The sequence below is a fragment of the Sutcliffiella sp. NPDC057660 genome (assembly GCF_042800035.1).
Taxonomy (GTDB): Bacteria; Bacillota; Bacilli; order Bacillales; family Bacillaceae_I; genus Sutcliffiella_A.
Window position 1 is genome coordinate 58,540 of record NZ_JBHVHV010000013.1, and the last position, 15,684, is coordinate 74,223.

Genomic DNA, 15,684 nt, shown 5'->3' on the forward strand with positions numbered 1-15,684 from the left:
AGGTGGAATAATAGATGAAAAAACGTCAAGTACATGCATCCGTCAAAGATGAAAAGCTGATTGAAAAACGGCGCGACCAGATGATCAAGGGTGCGGTGAGCCTATTTAAGGAAAAAGGCTTCCACCGCACAACCACCCGTGAAATTGCCAAGGAAGCGGGCTTTAGCATCGGTACGCTTTACGAATATATCCGCACGAAGGAGGATGTGCTCTACCTTGTATGCGACCGCATCTATGACCAGGTGGGGGAGCGGCTTCAGGAGGAGCTTGATATGAAGCGTGGCAATCTTGAAAGCTTGAAGGCTGCCATCTCCTTCTATTTTCGTGTAATGGATGACATGCAGGATGAAGTATTGGTGATGTATCAGGAGGCAAAATCGCTATCCAAGGATGCCTTGCCATATGTTTTGAATAAAGAGCTTGAAATGGTCGCGATGTTCGAGCAGGTGATCCGCAACTGCATGGAGGCGGAGGGGATGAAGCTTCCGGAACAGGAAATCCAGCTCATGGCCCACAACATCTTTGTCCAGGGACAGATGTGGGGCTTCAGGCGCTGGGTGCTGCATAAGCATTTCAAGCTCGAGGATTATATCTCAGGCCAGATTGAACTGTTATTAAACGGACTTACAAAGGGGGAGAACGTGAAGCATGGAAGTATATCGTCCAACTAACCATATCCGATTTGTCACGGCTTCAAGTCTATTCGATGGGCACGATGCATCGATCAACATCATGAGACGCATTCTGCAGGCGAGCGGGGCAGAGGTGATCCACCTCGGCCATAACCGTTCGGTGGAGGAGATCGTCAACGCCGCAATCCAGGAGGATGTCCAAGGAATTGCGATTTCATCCTACCAGGGCGGGCATGTCGAGTATTTCAAGTACATGTTTGATCTGCTGAAAGAAAAAGGTGCTTCCCATATAAAAATCTACGGCGGTGGCGGTGGCGTTATCATCCCGAGTGAAATCAAGGAACTGCATGAGTACGGAATCGCCCGAATCTTCTCACCTGAGGACGGCCGCGAGCACGGTCTTCAAGGCATGATCAATTCGATGCTGAAGGATTGCGATTTTGTGACAGCCAAGAGTTTGGGCGATGAAGTCGAGCGCCTGACAGCAGATGACCACCAGACAATTGCGAAGCTTATCACGCTTGCCGAGCTTCAGGTAACAACGAACGAAGAAGTGGCAGCAACCGCACAGGCTGCTTTAAGCAAGGTAAAAGAAATGCAGAAAACGGTACCGGTCCTGGGGATCACCGGAACCGGGGGAGCAGGGAAAAGCTCGTTGACCGATGAACTGATCCGCCGCTTCATCAACGAAGTACCGGACAACAAGGTCGCGATTCTTTCCATCGACCCGACAAAACAGAAAACCGGCGGCGCACTGCTTGGGGACCGTATTCGCATGAACGCGATATTCAACCCACGCGTTTATATGCGTTCCCTTGCAACCCGCGGATCACGCTCTGAATTGTCCTTGGCAATCAAGGATGCGATCTCCGTTACGAAGGCGGCTGGCTTTGACCTGATTATCGTCGAAACAAGCGGTATCGGGCAAGGGGATGCAGGAATCACGGAAATCTGTGACATCTCGATGTACGTCATGACAAGCGAGTTCGGTGCTCCGTCCCAGCTTGAGAAAATCGACATGATCGACTATGCCGACCTGATTGTCATCAACAAATACGAGCGCAAGGGATCCGAGGACGCAAAACGCCAGGTGCAGAAGCAGTATCAGCGCAGCCGTCTTTTATGGGATAAAGAGCTCGATGAAATGCCGGTATTCGGCACCATCGCGAGCCAGTTCAACGATTTGGGCACCAACACGCTTTTCGCGGCGCTGCTTAACCTGATCAATGAAAAAACAGGCTCCAGCCATACAACGAATCTGCCTACATCCAAGGACGTGGAAAAGCAGAACATCATCATCCCGAACGACCGCCGCTACTATCTGCGCGAAATCAGCGACACGGTCCGCAACTACCATAAAGAAGCACAAGAGCAGGTGGAACTGGCGCGCAAGCTGTTCCAACTAGACGGTGCGATGGAGGCAGCAACAGATAAAGCGGAACTGGTCGAGGCGCTTCAGGCGATCCGCAACGAATACGAAGAAAAGCTGACCGCCGACTCCCGCAAGATTTTAGCAGGCTGGGCTGAAAAGAAAGAAAAGTACAGCGGCGACCAGTTTGTCACGGTGATCCGCGACAAGGAAATCATCACGAAATTGACGACCAAGAGCTTATCGGGCCTTGCGATTCCAAAAGTGGTTCTTCCGAAATATATGGACTACGGGGAGATTCTAAAGTGGGTCTACCGCGAGAACGTACCAGGAGAATTCCCTTACACGGCCGGCGTATTCCCGTTCAAGCGTGAAGGCGAGGATCCAAAGCGCCAGTTCGCAGGAGAGGGCACACCTGAGCGTACCAACCGCCGTTTCCATTATTTAAGTAAAGATGACGACGCAAAACGCTTAAGTACCGCATTCGATTCGGTTACCCTTTATGGAGAAGACCCTGCACCACGTCCGGACATCTACGGAAAAGTAGGGAACAGCGGAGTAAGCATTTGTACACTTGATGATATGAAAAAGCTTTATGCAGGCTTTGACCTGTGTGCACCAAGCACATCGGTATCTATGACAATCAACGGACCGGCACCGGTCATCCTGGCAATGTTCATGAACACGGCCATCGACCAGCAGGTTCAGAAGCGCGAGGAAGAGCTTGGCCGCGTCTTGACAGTGGAGGAGTTTGCCGAGGTTCGTGCGGTGACGTTGCAAACGGTGCGCGGAACCGTACAGGCAGACATTTTAAAAGAGGACCAGGGCCAGAACACCTGCATCTTCTCAACCGAATTTGCGCTTCGCGTGATGGGCGACATCCAGCAGTACTTTATCGATAAAAAGGTGCGAAACTATTATTCCGTATCGATCTCCGGCTATCATATTGCCGAAGCCGGTGCGAATCCGATCACGCAATTGGCGTTCACTCTGGCAAACGGCTTCACCTATGTCGAGTACTATTTGAGCCGCGGTATGAACATCAATGACTTTGCACCGAACCTGTCGTTCTTCTTCAGCAACGGGCTGGATGCAGAGTACACCGTGATTGGCCGTGTCGCTCGCCGTATCTGGGCAACCGTCATGAAAAATAAATACAAGGCCAATGAGCGCAGCCAAAAACTGAAGTATCATATCCAGACATCCGGCCGATCCCTGCACGCACAGGAAATCGACTTCAATGATATCCGTACGACACTTCAGGCTTTGATGGCATTGCAGGACAACTGCAACTCGCTTCACACGAATGCCTACGATGAAGCAATCACGACACCGACAGAGGAATCCGTCCGCCGCGCGATGGCCATCCAGATGATCATCACAAAAGAGCATGGCCTCGCGAAAAACGAAAATCCGCTGCAAGGATCGTTCATTGTGGAAGAGCTGACAGATCTAGTAGAGGAAGCGGTGCTCCAGGAATTCGAACGCCTGAACGACCGCGGCGGCGTCCTCGGCGCGATGGAAACACAATACCAACGCGGCAAGATCCAGGACGAATCCATGTACTACGAAATGAAAAAGCACACCGGCGAATTGCCAATCATCGGCGTGAACACATACCAGAATCCAAACCCTCCATCCGAAGACGAGCTCAACGACATCGAACTGGCCCGTTCCACGGAAGAGGAAAAAGAAACACAAATCAAAAACCTGCGCGCCTTCCAGGACCGCAACTCAGACAAAGTAGAAGAAGCCCTGAACCGCCTCAAACAAGTAGCCATCAACGGAGAAAACATCTTCGAAGAACTGATGGAGACAGTAAAAGTGGCGAGCCTAGGCCAGATTACAACCGCGCTTTACGAAGTGGGCGGGCAGTTTAGAAGGAATATGTAGTAGGTATTAAAGAAGGGCAGGAATAAAAGTTTCCTGTCCTTTTATGTAGGTTTTTGTTAGTAAGCATCAGCAATATTATTACACTCTCCCCTGTTGGTTTCAGCGCAAGGGGTGAGACTCCTGCGGGAGAAGCGTGTCAATGGGAGACCCCACAGGCGAAGCCGAGGAGGCTCCCGGACCGCCCGCGGAAAGCGAACCCCTGGAGCGGAAACCCACAGGGTGTTCAATGTGGACACCTTATTTTCCAGGTTGCCTAACAACACAACATCAAAAATTTCCCCAAAGAATTAATTTATACTGGATTAAACATAAAGGATTTGTTTATAATGAATGGTATGGATTTTTCTAGAAATCTTTAATATTATAGACCTTTTACATATACAGAAAGGATGTGCAGACATTGGCATTAAACCACTTAACGGCAGAAGAAGTAAAAGAAATGTCGCTTATCGAAATCACGTACGCATTATTCCAAGACCAGAAGCAATCTGTGACATTTGGAGAACTACTTACGGAGATTAAGAAGCTTACAGGCTTTACAGATGAAGATCTTCGCAGCAAACTATCACAATTCTACACAGACTTAAACGTGGACGGCCGTTTTATTTGTATTGGAGAAAACCAATGGGGACTTCGTGCATGGTATCCTTATGATCAAATAGAAGAGGAAACTACTCCTCAGGTTAAAACGAAGAAGAAGAAGGCGAAGAAAGCATCCGACGATGACGATCTTGATGCGGACGAGTTCGAGGAGCTGGATGAAGAAGAGCTCGAGTTCGACGACCTTGACGACTACGAAGAGGATGAAGCCGAAGAGGAAGACTTTGACGACGTCGATGAAGATGATGCGGACGACGATGACGACGAAGAATTCGAAGAGGACCTTATCGAAGACGAGGAATACGACCTTGAAGAAGATGAGGAAGAAGACGAAGAAGAATTTGATGAAGATGAAGAGGAAAAGCTGTAACAACCTCAATATAAAAAGACCTTAAAATGAAAACAGGCAGGAACGCACCGTTTCCCTGCCTGTTTATTATTTTGCCTGGACGAAAAGGAGGGGGGGTTGCTTTTTCGCACGGAAATTCACTTTTATGCACCACAATTGATGATTTGCGCACGGAAATGGAATTTTATGATTCACTTTAAGATATTTGCGCACGGAAATGAAGATTTATGCACCAACGTCATGTTTCGTCAAAATTCGCCAATCACAAAATGGCCACCCCCATCAAAAAATCCTCCTTGACTTTTCCCCTCAAACTAAGTAGAATCTTTTTTGGGCTCCTTTTAAAAGGACATGAATGATTCGGGTATATCAGATACACGCTCCCTTTGCCAGAAACACTGGCAGGAGGAGCGTTTTTTTATTTTATTGGTCAAAAACTGAAGACGGAAATTCCATGCTGTACCTAAACCCTTTTAGGAACAGCTTCATTTTTTAGTAAATGATTTTCGTGCTTTTGACTAATGATAAAAACATTAAATGCCTCTCAAGAATCAAAGTAGTTATGTAAATATCAGTAAAATACATTTAATCGAGGGGGAGACAGCATGACAAAGTATATTTTTGTAACAGGTGGGGTTGTGTCATCTCTAGGTAAAGGGATCACAGCAGCATCTTTAGGAAGATTATTGAAAAACAGAGGATTGAGTGTGACGATCCAGAAATTCGATCCATACATTAACGTGGACCCGGGTACAATGAGCCCGTATCAGCATGGGGAAGTATTCGTTACGGATGATGGCGCAGAAACGGATTTGGACCTAGGTCACTATGAGCGTTTCATCGACATCAACCTGAACAAATTCAGCAACGTGACTACTGGGAAAATCTATTCCACGGTCTTGAAAAAAGAGCGTCGTGGAGATTACTTGGGTGGAACAGTACAGGTTATTCCACATATCACGAATGAAATCAAAGAGCGTGTGTTCCGTGCCGGCAAAGAAACGAATGCCGATGTTGTCATCACGGAAATCGGTGGAACAGTAGGGGACATCGAGTCCTTGCCATACTTGGAAGCAATCCGTCAGATCAAGAGTGATATCGGTCGCGATAATGTCATGTACATCCACTGTACGCTTGTTCCTTACATCCGTGTTGCAGGTGAGCTGAAAACAAAGCCGACTCAGCACAGTGTAAAAGAACTTCGCGGTTTGGGAATTCAGCCGAACATCATCGTATTGCGTTCCGAAATGCCGATCTCCCAAGACATGAAGGACAAGATTGCATTATTCTGTGATATCGATGAGAAAGCAGTGATCGAGTCCATCGATGCGGAAACGCTATATGAGGTTCCATTGGCGTATCAGGCGCAAAACATGGACAACATCGTTTGCGAACATTTGAAGCTTGATGCAGCAGCTCCTCAAGCGGACATGACGGAGTGGACAAAGCTTGTAGACAAGGTGAAAAATCTTTCAAATAAAACAACCATCGCGTTGGTCGGTAAATATGTCGAGCTTCAGGATGCGTACCTTTCTGTGGCAGAAGCGCTTCGCCATGCAGGCTACCAGTTTGATACAGATGTAAAAATCAACTGGATCAATGCTGAGAACGTGACAGCTGAAAATGTGGACGAGCTTCTTCAAAACGCAGACGGTATCCTGGTTCCTGGTGGATTCGGAGACCGTGGTGTGGAAGGTAAAATCGAAGCGATCCGCTATGCTCGTGTCAACAAAGTGCCATTCTTCGGTATTTGCCTGGGCATGCAGCTTGCTTCTGTAGAATTTGCACGTAATGTTCTAGGAATGGAAGGGGCGCACTCTGCTGAGTTGAACCCGGAAACTCCATTCCCGATCATTGACCTATTGCCGGAGCAGAAGGATATTGAGGATCTAGGCGGTACACTTCGTCTTGGCCTGTATCCATGTAAATTGAACGACGGCTCCCTAGCACAAGCGGCATATAACGAGGGCGTAGTATACGAGCGTCACCGTCACCGCTATGAGTTCAACAATCAGTACCGCCAGCAGATGGAAGAAGCAGGATTCACCTTCTCCGGTACTAGCCCGGACGGCCGTCTGGTTGAAGTGATTGAGATCAAAGACCACCCTTGGTTCCTTGCATCCCAATTCCATCCGGAGTTTACGTCTCGACCTAACCGTCCGCAGCCGTTATTCCGTGACTTTGTGGAAGCGGCAATCAAGAACACTACAGTGTTAGCTTAATCTTTTTGATAGAAAAAAGGAGAAGCCGTCTCAATTGGGAACGGCTTCTCCTTCTTTTTGTTGTACATGCCATTCAAACAGATAATGGTCATGAACTTCTTTTTTCAGTATGAATCCATGCTTTTCGTAAAAGGGACGAAGGTAAGAGCTGTAGGCGACACAGTCCAGACGGATCGTGTCCACCTGCAGGGACTTGGCCTGATCCTTGATCCAGTGCATCACAAAATCCCCGAGATTCGCCCCTATCCTATCAACAGACACGGCAAGCTTATGCAAATAGACGATGGTCCCACCATTGCCATCATCCTTGCCCCACAGGTTCACATCCCACTCATCCTGATCACGTGAAAGAAGGAACGTGGCAACTATATGGCTGTCAGCTAAATCGACCACCTTGTAAAATAACCCGGCCTCCACATTACGGACGATCTCTTCATCCTCAAGCCCTGTCAAAAGAAAGTTCCACTGCGTTGAACCTTGTTCCTTCAGTAAGGACGCGCGATCTTTCAAAATTTTTATGATTGCGGCACTATCCGCGGTGGTTGCTTTTTTAACCTCATAGGGTATCGTCTTATTCAAAGAATCCCAACCTCCCAAAATGTTGTACGAAAAATGTTTCGATACTCGGGGAAGCTTTTCCTCTAAAGCTCGTCCTGTTCATCCAGAATTTCTTTGATGGTAAAAGCTAGACCAAAATAGACATATAGAGCCGTCATGCTGCTCGGGAATCCGAAACGTTCTCCATCATCGCCGGGAATAAGCGGCTTTTTCAGCTTCATGTCGATATGGACATCCGCAATGGAATCCAGCGTTTCGGTATCGGACCCATTTCCCTCCGTTCCGCCTGCCATCAAAGTGGAAATGCCGACAATCTCGATCCCAAGCTCCTTTAAAGCCTTCGCAGTCTCGATTGCCTCCTCATCCGTAGAAAAGCGTGACACAATCAACGCACGGTCTGTATCGGTAAGATCATGATAGCTGTCCAGGTCCGAAAGACGTGTTGCCTTTGGCAGCGGCTCCGCTCCCTCGGTCGCTTCGAACTCCACCGCCTTCATTTCCTTCACCCCATGTATGTATATACGTCCATCACCGACCGCAGCCTGTGCAAGCAACCGCGCACCATCCTCAAACGAAAAATCCTCATTACCCGCAATCCTGCCGAACACACCCTGAAGCTGCGTCGTAAAAATCTTCAACATAAAAACAACCTCCTATACTTACTACCTGCAGTATGACACAAGTGGGGAAATTCCTGTCGGGGTCTGGCCCCCAAAAGTGAAAAAAGTGAAAAAAGTAAAAAAAGTGGCCCCATAAAAATATTTTTTTATTATTCCCCATGATGGAAGTTATTAAAATCCCACATTAATAGTTAAAATACAATCCGATATAAGTTAATATGTAGTCGAGATTAAAAATTATTGTTGGGGAAAAGCAGGAAATAAGTCTATTATAGTAGAAATAGGTTGATGGGTGGAAACGGATTTACTATTTTCTAGGAATGAGGTGGAATGATGGGTCAAAAATTGCTGATTGTGGATGACCAGTATGGGATACGCATTTTGTTAAATGAAGTATTTCAGAAGGAAGGGTACCAGACGTTCCAGGCTGCAAATGGTTATCAAGCGTTAGATATCGTAGAAAAGCATTCACCTGACTTGGTCTTGCTGGACATGAAAATTCCTGGAATGGATGGAATTGAAATCTTGAAGAGGCTGAAGGCTATCAATGCAGATATACAAGTGATCATTATGACAGCGTATGGAGAACTGGACATGATCCAGGAGTCCAAGGATCTGGGTGCCATCACGCACTTTGCGAAGCCTTTTGATATTGATGAAATACGGGATGCCGTTAGAAAAAATATGCCGCAATCTACCGAAAAATAATCGGGTTTGTGACTGAAAATTAAAACATTGAGAGTGTTACCGCTTACAACGAAAAAGGGGAATGTTCGGTAGTTGTAGTTTTCTTTCAGAGTTGGTATGCTAGGTACTGGATAATATCTTCCGACAAGTTTTACAGTTTGTTTCACTCTCATACATAACTAGTTTTTCATTTGGTCAAGCTAGATTTGATATTGGTGAAACTGTTACATATAAGAAGGGGTATCCAAGAATTCGAGCGGAATTCCATGTGTTTCCTGCCTCGGAGTATGGGTTTGCCATCTTGTAAGAACGGGAAAAACTTTTCGGAGTGAGTATAATACGAAGGAGGATTTTACCATGCCTTTAGTTTCCATGACAGAAATGCTGAAAAAAGCAAATGCAGAAGGCTATGCAGTAGGTCAGTTCAACTTGAACAACCTCGAATTCACACAGGCAATTCTACAGGCGGCACAGGAAGAAAAATCACCAGTGATTCTTGGTGTTTCTGAAGGGGCAGCTCGTTATATGGGTGGCTTCAAAACAGTAGTAGCAATGGTTAAAGCGCTAATGGAAGAGTATAAAGTGACAGTTCCTGTTGCGATTCACTTAGACCACGGTTCAAGCTTTGAATCTTGTGCAAAAGCGATCCACGCTGGATTTACATCTGTTATGATCGATGCTTCCCATCATCCATTTGAGGAAAACATCGAAACAACTTCTAAAGTAGTAGAATTGGCACACTTCCACGGAGTATCTGTTGAAGCAGAGCTTGGTGTAGTCGGTGGACAAGAAGACGACGTTATCGCTGATGGCGTCATCTATGCAGACCCTGCTGAGTGTGAAGAGCTTGTAAAACGCACTGGCATTGATTGCTTGGCTCCAGCATTAGGTTCCGTACACGGCCCTTACAAAGGCGAACCGAACCTAGGCTTCAAAGAGATGGAAGACATCAACAACCGTGCAGGTGTTCCTCTAGTATTACATGGTGGTACTGGAATCCCTACGCATGACATTAAGAAAGCAATTTCTTTTGGAACTGCGAAAATCAATGTAAACACGGAAAACCAAATTGCGTCTGCGAAAGCAGTGCGAGAGACTTTAGCGGTGAAAACGGAAGAGTATGATCCACGTAAATATCTTGGACCAGCTCGTGATGCAATCAAGGCTACAGTTCAAGGCAAAATGCGCGAATTCGGCTCTTCCAACAAAGCTTAAGACAACAGAACACATTTCAACAACAACCATTCAACCAACAACAAGGCAACCATAGTGCAAAACCGCCCCTCAGGCGGTTTTGTTCATTTTTTATATGAAAGCGTGCACACTATATAAAAGGCAATGCTAAAACAGATTAAAAGGAGAGAATAACATGAAATTTTTCATCGATACAGCTAACCTGGAAGAAATTAAAGAGGCACATGCACTTGGAATCCTTTCTGGGGTTACAACCAACCCAAGTCTAGTTGCAAAAGAGAACATCACTTTCGAAGACCGCCTTCGCGAAATCACTTCTTTTGTAACAGGATCAGTTTCTGCAGAGGTTATCGCGCTTGATGCGGAAGGAATGATTGAAGAAGGCAAGGCGCTTGCTGCGATTGCTCCGAATATCACGGTGAAAGTTCCAATGACTCCGGACGGCTTGAAGGCAGTAAAAGTGTTTTCTGAGCTGAACATCAAAACAAACGTAACGCTGATTTTCAATGCAAACCAAGCACTCATGGCAGCTAGAGCGGGAGCGACTTATGTATCCCCGTTCCTTGGCAGACTTGATGATATCGGACAGAATGGTATGGACCTGGTTTCCACCATCGCTGACATTTTCGCGATCCATGACATCCCGACAGAAATCATCGCAGCATCAATCCGCCATCCGATGCATATCACGGATGCAGCATTAAAAGGTGCGCACATTGCAACAGTTCCTTACAAGGTCATCATGCAACTGTTCGGACACCCGCTGACAGACCAAGGAATCGAGAAGTTCCTGGCAGATTGGAACAACCGCCAACAATAATCCTTGTGTAAAATTTAGGAATAAAGTAGGAAATATTACGTTTCGATAAAGAATTAAGCTTTTCCATATAAGTATTCAAAAATATCGTGTAAACTAATAGATAATGAAAATTTTAAGATTGGTAATAATTGTGTATAATGAAAATAACACTTTTGGAAACCAACCTCGCCTTGAAGGGAGACCTATATGGAAAAGTTAAAAATTCTTGGTGGCAATAAATTAAATGGAACAGTACGTGTAAGTGGTGCGAAAAACAGCGCAGTTGCACTTATTCCTGCAACTATCCTGGCAGATTCACCCGTAACAATTGAGGGTTTACCGAAAATATCAGACGTAGAAATTCTAAGCAGCCTGCTTGAAGAGATTGGTGGTACAGCAACGATGGATGGAGAGGACTTAACAGTCGATCCATCCAAAATGATCGCCATGCCTTTGCCCAGCGGAAAAGTGAAAAAGCTCCGCGCTTCCTATTACTTGATGGGAGCGATGCTCGGCAGATTCAAAAAAGCGGTGGTAGGTTTACCAGGTGGATGCCATCTAGGCCCAAGACCAATTGATCAGCATATCAAAGGTTTTGAAGCATTAGGGGCAGAAGTAACGAATGAACATGGTGCAATCTATTTGCGTGCCGACGAGCTTCGCGGCGCACGCATCTATCTCGATGTCGTCAGTGTTGGTGCAACCATCAACATCATGCTTGCTGCAGTAAAAGCAAAAGGCAGAACGCTCATCGAAAATGCTGCAAAAGAGCCTGAAATCATTGATGTCGCAACCCTGCTGAGCAGCATGGGCGCGAAAATCAAGGGAGCAGGAACGGATGTGATCCGTATCGATGGAGTCGAAAGCCTTCATGGATGCAAGCACACCATCATCCCGGACCGTATCGAAGCAGGTACATATATGATTATGGCTGCTGCAACCGGTGGAGAAATGATTATCGACAACGTTATTCCAACTCACTTGGAGCCATTGATTGCCAAGCTTCGTGAAATGGGCGTACGCATTGACGTAAATGACAACCAGGATCAGCTGCTTGTCGTTCCAGGAGAAAAACTGAAGTCGGTCGACGTGAAAACGCTCGTCCACCCTGGATTCCCGACAGACCTGCAACAGCCTATGACGACCCTTTTGACAAAAGCGGAAGGGACAAGCATCGTTACCGACACGATCTATTCTGCGCGATTCAAGCACGTGGATGAACTTCGACGCATGAATGCCCAGATCAAAGTCGAAGGTCGCTCAGCCATCATCAACGGCCCTGTGCAGCTGCAAGGGGCAAAGGTAAAAGCAAGTGACCTGCGTGCAGGTGCTGCGCTTGTCATAGCCGGCCTACTGGCAGACGGCTTGACCGAAGTGACAGGCCTAGAGCATATCGACCGTGGCTACAGCCATCTCGAAGAAAAGCTCGAGGGACTTGGAGCAACAATCTGGCGTGAATCCATGACCGAAGAAGAAATAGAGCAGATGCAGAATTCTTAATATATTGTTTGCCACAATTTAATGAAAACAGTAGTGATTTTAGAATAACTAGCTGGTGATTGGAGCAATAGGCGAAGACTCCTGCGGGAGACAGCGGTAGGCTGGAGACCCCACAGGGCAAAGCCCGAGGAGGCTCCAGCACCGCCCCGCGGAAAGCGCAGCCTAATGCGGAAATCACCAGCGGGCTTAGAACCGTCTATAAAAGCAGAACCCCCACTAAACCCGGGAGTTCTGCTTTTTTCATGAAACCACTTTCTCTTTTCGTCAAATGTGATATACTATTAACGAAAAGTATATCACAATGCCATCATTTGCACATGCGAACGAGGCTTGACAATAAATTACTTGATTCATAGTGAACAGAAGGAGTGGGAAAAATGGAAAGAAGTTTATCCATGGAGTTAATTCGAGTAACAGAAGCAGCAGCTCTATCATCAGCACGTTGGATGGGTAGAGGCGATAAGGACAGTGCTGATGGAGCGGCAACCTCTGCGATGCGCGATGTATTTGACACCATTCCGATGAAAGGTACGGTTGTGATTGGTGAAGGTGAAATGGATGAAGCACCTATGCTATATATCGGCGAGAAGCTAGGAACAGGATACGGCCCGCGAGTGGACGTTGCGGTTGACCCGTTAGAGGGAACGAGTATCGTGGCATCCGGAGGCTGGAACGCGCTGGCTGTCTTAGCGGTGGCGGATCATGGCAATCTACTGCACGCACCGGATATGTACATGGACAAAATCGCAGTAGGTCCTGCGGCGGTCGGTAAAATTGACATCAATGCTTCTGTGCTGGACAATCTTAAAGCGGTAGCGGAAGCGAAAAATAAAGAGATTGAAGACGTAGTCGCAGTTATTTTAAACAGGCCTCGTCACGAAAAAATCATCTCCGAGCTGAGAGAAGCAGGAGCACGTATCAAGCTGATCGATGATGGTGATGTTGCAGCGGCGATCAACACGGCATTTGACCACACGGGTGTAGACATACTATTCGGTTCAGGCGGAGCACCGGAAGGCGTAATCGCTGCAGTTGCATTAAAATGCCTTGGCGGAGAAATCCAAGGGAAGCTATTGCCACAAAACGAAGAAGAAATGCTTCGTTGCAAGAAAATGGGTATCGAAAACATTGATGCGGTACTAAGAATGGAAGACCTTGTACGCGGGGATGACGCCATTTTTGCAGCAACTGGAGTGACAGATGGTGAGCTTCTGCGAGGTGTCCAGTTCAAAGGCACCAACGCAACGACTCATTCCGTGGTTATGAGAGCTAAGTCCGGAACGGTGCGCTTCATCGATGGGCAGCATAATATCAAGAAAAAACCGAACCTTGTATTCAAGCCATAAACATCTTAGACCGTAAACGAGTTTGCCGTTTACGGTTTTCCTCTATTTGATAGGTCAAAAAAATCCACCTCGTTACGAATTCTATAGGGCGTAGAGCTTTTATTCGACACGAATCGAGGGGATTATGGAATATTCCCCAGAAAATAATAGAATAGCACTAAGCCTGTCTATAGAAAGTTGTTGCTTAAAAGTATGAAATGTGGGTAAAATATTATATGCTACGCGTTTTATGTTAAAATCTATCCTTTTCTTCCTAGCGATTCTTCTACAATTTCTTCAAAAGGAGAGTTTATCCCACATGTAAAACGGGAGTAAGTCCTCACCCTTTATCCAATTCATCCGATTTATCTTGGTGCAGGAACTTACATTAGATCCGACTGCCGGATTTCCCATCCTTCGAACTTATTTCAGCTTGAATCTGTTCTGGAAGACAAATGAACAAACTTTTTCCCATTGATACTAAATAAAAGAATAGAGTGGTGTTTTCTTTTTATGGATTTGACTATTTCTCATTTAGAAAATTTAAAGCTAAAAGAATTATATGAATTTGCCCGTCAGCATAAAGTATCCTACTACAGCAAACTGACGAAAAAAGAACTTATTTTTGCCATTTTAAAAGCACAGGCAGAAAAAGACGGCCTTCTGTTCATGGAAGGGGTACTCGAAGTAATCCAATCGGAGGGCTTCGGATTCCTGCGCCCGATCAACTACTCCCCAAGCTCGGAGGATATTTACATTTCTGCTTCCCAGATTCGTCGTTTTGACTTGAGAAACGGGGACAAGGTATCCGGTAAGGTACGTCCTCCAAAGGAAAACGAGCGTTATTATGGACTTTTACATGTAGAAGCGGTGAATGGCGATGATCCGGAATCGGCAAAAGAGCGCGTCCATTTCCCTGCATTGACTCCTTTATATCCGGACAGACAAATTGTCCTGGAAACAAAGCCTAAAGGTCTTTCTACACGCATCATGGATCTGATCGCACCGGTCGGATTCGGTCAGCGTGGATTGATTGTTGCCCCTCCAAAAGCGGGTAAAACAATGCTGATCAAAGAGATTGCCAATAGCATTACAACCAACCATCCTGAAGCGGAACTGATTGTCCTGCTTATCGACGAGCGTCCTGAGGAAGTGACGGACATCGAACGCTCTGTAGCAGGAGATGTAGTAAGCTCCACGTTTGATGAGGTTCCGGAAAATCACATCAAGGTGGCAGAGCTAGTACTTGAACGCGCATTGCGTCTTGTTGAGCATAAACGCGATGTCATCATCCTGATGGACAGCATCACGCGTCTTGCACGTGCATACAACCTGGTCATTCCACCAAGCGGTCGTACACTTTCCGGTGGTATTGATCCGGCAGCATTCCACCGTCCGAAGCGTTTCTTCGGTGCAGCGCGTAATATAGAAGAGGGCGGCAGTTTGACCATCCTTGCGACAGCGCTTGTTGAAACAGGATCCCGTATGGATGACGTTATCTATGAAGAGTTCAAAGGGACGGGAAACATGGAATTGCATCTTGATCGCAACCTGGCAGAGCGCCGCATCTTCCCTGCAATTGATATCCGTCGCTCCGGTACCCGAAAAGAAGAACTTCTTATCCCGAAAGACCATCTGGACAAGCTATGGGCCATCCGCAAAACGATGTCCGACACACCGGACTTTGCCGAAAAGCTCCTAAGACGCCTGCGCCAATCCAAGTCCAACCAGGAATTCTTCGACATGCTCGAAGAAGACCAAAAGGCAGGAACAGCGAAGCGATAGGTATGTCACTTTGAAATATGTTCTTTTTGATTACAAAGTGTAGAATAATCTACTTTTACTTTGCCCCCTGTTGGTTGGAGCGAAGGGGGTGAGACTCCTGCGGGAGAAGCGAGTCAAAGGGAGACCCCACAGGCGCATGCGCCGAGGAGGC

General features: G+C 46.6%; 12 protein-coding genes. 10 read left to right on the plus strand and 2 right to left on the minus strand.

The genetic code is table 11. The annotated features are described in order from the left end of the window. Window positions 1–14 precede the first annotated feature (14 nt). The 4 genes from ACFVAD_RS15940 (at window position 15) to ACFVAD_RS15955 (ending at window position 7,065) form a co-directional block, all read left to right on the plus strand. Window positions 15–671: a TetR/AcrR family transcriptional regulator gene (locus ACFVAD_RS15940; RefSeq protein WP_386642095.1), complete on the plus strand. Its 657-nt coding sequence runs from the start codon at window positions 15–17 to the stop codon at window positions 669–671. Beyond that, a complete protein-coding gene (icmF, locus tag ACFVAD_RS15945; RefSeq protein WP_386642097.1) occupies window positions 649–3,894 on the plus strand; it encodes a fused isobutyryl-CoA mutase/GTPase IcmF in 3,246 nt (1,081 codons plus the stop codon). The genes ACFVAD_RS15940 and icmF overlap by 23 nt, the downstream gene beginning before the upstream one ends. Before the next feature lie 391 nt (window positions 3,895–4,285). Next, a complete protein-coding gene (gene rpoE / locus ACFVAD_RS15950; protein ID WP_386642100.1) occupies window positions 4,286–4,864 on the plus strand; it encodes a DNA-directed RNA polymerase subunit delta in 579 nt (192 codons plus the stop codon). A gap of 584 nt (window positions 4,865–5,448) precedes the next feature. Then, window positions 5,449–7,065 carry a CTP synthase gene (locus tag ACFVAD_RS15955; protein WP_386642103.1) on the plus strand — a complete coding sequence of 539 codons (1,617 nt, stop codon included), beginning with the start codon at window positions 5,449–5,451 and terminating at the stop codon, window positions 7,063–7,065. Between the two features lie 30 nt (window positions 7,066–7,095). On the opposite strand, the gene ACFVAD_RS15960 is transcribed toward ACFVAD_RS15955, so the two are convergent. Together ACFVAD_RS15960 and ACFVAD_RS15965 are read right to left on the minus strand one after the other, a co-directional pair. Next, window positions 7,096–7,644: a GNAT family N-acetyltransferase gene (locus ACFVAD_RS15960; protein ID WP_386642106.1), complete on the minus strand. Its 549-nt coding sequence runs from the start codon at window positions 7,642–7,644 to the stop codon at window positions 7,096–7,098. Window positions 7,645–7,706: 62 nt separating this feature from the next. Beyond that, window positions 7,707–8,264: a DUF2529 domain-containing protein gene (locus ACFVAD_RS15965; RefSeq protein WP_386642108.1), complete on the minus strand. Its 558-nt coding sequence runs from the start codon at window positions 8,262–8,264 to the stop codon at window positions 7,707–7,709. A 309-nt stretch (window positions 8,265–8,573) separates the two neighbouring features. Between ACFVAD_RS15965 and ACFVAD_RS15970 the strand changes: the two genes are divergently transcribed. From ACFVAD_RS15970 to rho, 6 genes are all read left to right on the plus strand, one after another. Further along, window positions 8,574–8,951, plus strand: coding sequence for a response regulator (locus tag ACFVAD_RS15970; RefSeq protein ID WP_204413068.1), 378 nt, complete (start codon window positions 8,574–8,576; stop codon window positions 8,949–8,951). A gap of 336 nt (window positions 8,952–9,287) precedes the next feature. Further along, complete coding sequence (locus ACFVAD_RS15975) at window positions 9,288–10,145, plus strand: class II fructose-bisphosphate aldolase (protein WP_204413066.1); 858 nt, start codon at window positions 9,288–9,290, stop codon at window positions 10,143–10,145. A 154-nt stretch (window positions 10,146–10,299) separates the two neighbouring features. Beyond that, window positions 10,300–10,944 carry a fructose-6-phosphate aldolase gene (fsa, locus tag ACFVAD_RS15980; protein ID WP_386642112.1) on the plus strand — a complete coding sequence of 215 codons (645 nt, stop codon included), beginning with the start codon at window positions 10,300–10,302 and terminating at the stop codon, window positions 10,942–10,944. A 186-nt stretch (window positions 10,945–11,130) separates the two neighbouring features. After that, entirely contained in the window at window positions 11,131–12,423 is a 1,293-nt protein-coding gene (locus ACFVAD_RS15985) for a UDP-N-acetylglucosamine 1-carboxyvinyltransferase (protein WP_386642115.1), read from the plus strand. A gap of 377 nt (window positions 12,424–12,800) precedes the next feature. Then, the gene (gene glpX / locus ACFVAD_RS15990; RefSeq protein WP_386642119.1) at window positions 12,801–13,769 is read left to right on the plus strand and encodes a class II fructose-bisphosphatase; all 969 of its coding nucleotides are present in this window, start codon (window positions 12,801–12,803) and stop codon (window positions 13,767–13,769) included. 492 nt (window positions 13,770–14,261) lie between these two features. Continuing rightward, window positions 14,262–15,533 (plus strand): transcription termination factor Rho, encoded by a 1,272-nt coding sequence (gene rho, locus ACFVAD_RS15995; RefSeq protein WP_386642121.1) that lies wholly within the window; start codon window positions 14,262–14,264, stop codon window positions 15,531–15,533. Window positions 15,534–15,684 lie beyond the last annotated feature (151 nt).

Bases quoted from the DNA above. Each gene is read 5' to 3' on its own strand.
- fsa (WP_386642112.1), top strand. From the start codon at position 10,300: ATGAAATTTTTCATCGATACAGCTAACCTGGAAGAAATTAAAGAGGCA.
- rho (WP_386642121.1), top strand. From the start codon at position 14,262: ATGGATTTGACTATTTCTCATTTAGAAAATTTAAAGCTAAAAGAATTA.
- glpX (WP_386642119.1), top strand. From the start codon at position 12,801: ATGGAAAGAAGTTTATCCATGGAGTTAATTCGAGTAACAGAAGCAGCA.
- icmF (WP_386642097.1), top strand. From the start codon at position 649: ATGGAAGTATATCGTCCAACTAACCATATCCGATTTGTCACGGCTTCA.
- ACFVAD_RS15940 (WP_386642095.1), top strand. From the start codon at position 15: ATGAAAAAACGTCAAGTACATGCATCCGTCAAAGATGAAAAGCTGATT.
- ACFVAD_RS15965 (WP_386642108.1), bottom strand. From the start codon at position 8,264: ATGTTGAAGATTTTTACGACGCAGCTTCAGGGTGTGTTCGGCAGGATT.
- ACFVAD_RS15975 (WP_204413066.1), top strand. From the start codon at position 9,288: ATGCCTTTAGTTTCCATGACAGAAATGCTGAAAAAAGCAAATGCAGAA.
- ACFVAD_RS15985 (WP_386642115.1), top strand. From the start codon at position 11,131: ATGGAAAAGTTAAAAATTCTTGGTGGCAATAAATTAAATGGAACAGTA.
- ACFVAD_RS15970 (WP_204413068.1), top strand. From the start codon at position 8,574: ATGATGGGTCAAAAATTGCTGATTGTGGATGACCAGTATGGGATACGC.
- ACFVAD_RS15955 (WP_386642103.1), top strand. From the start codon at position 5,449: ATGACAAAGTATATTTTTGTAACAGGTGGGGTTGTGTCATCTCTAGGT.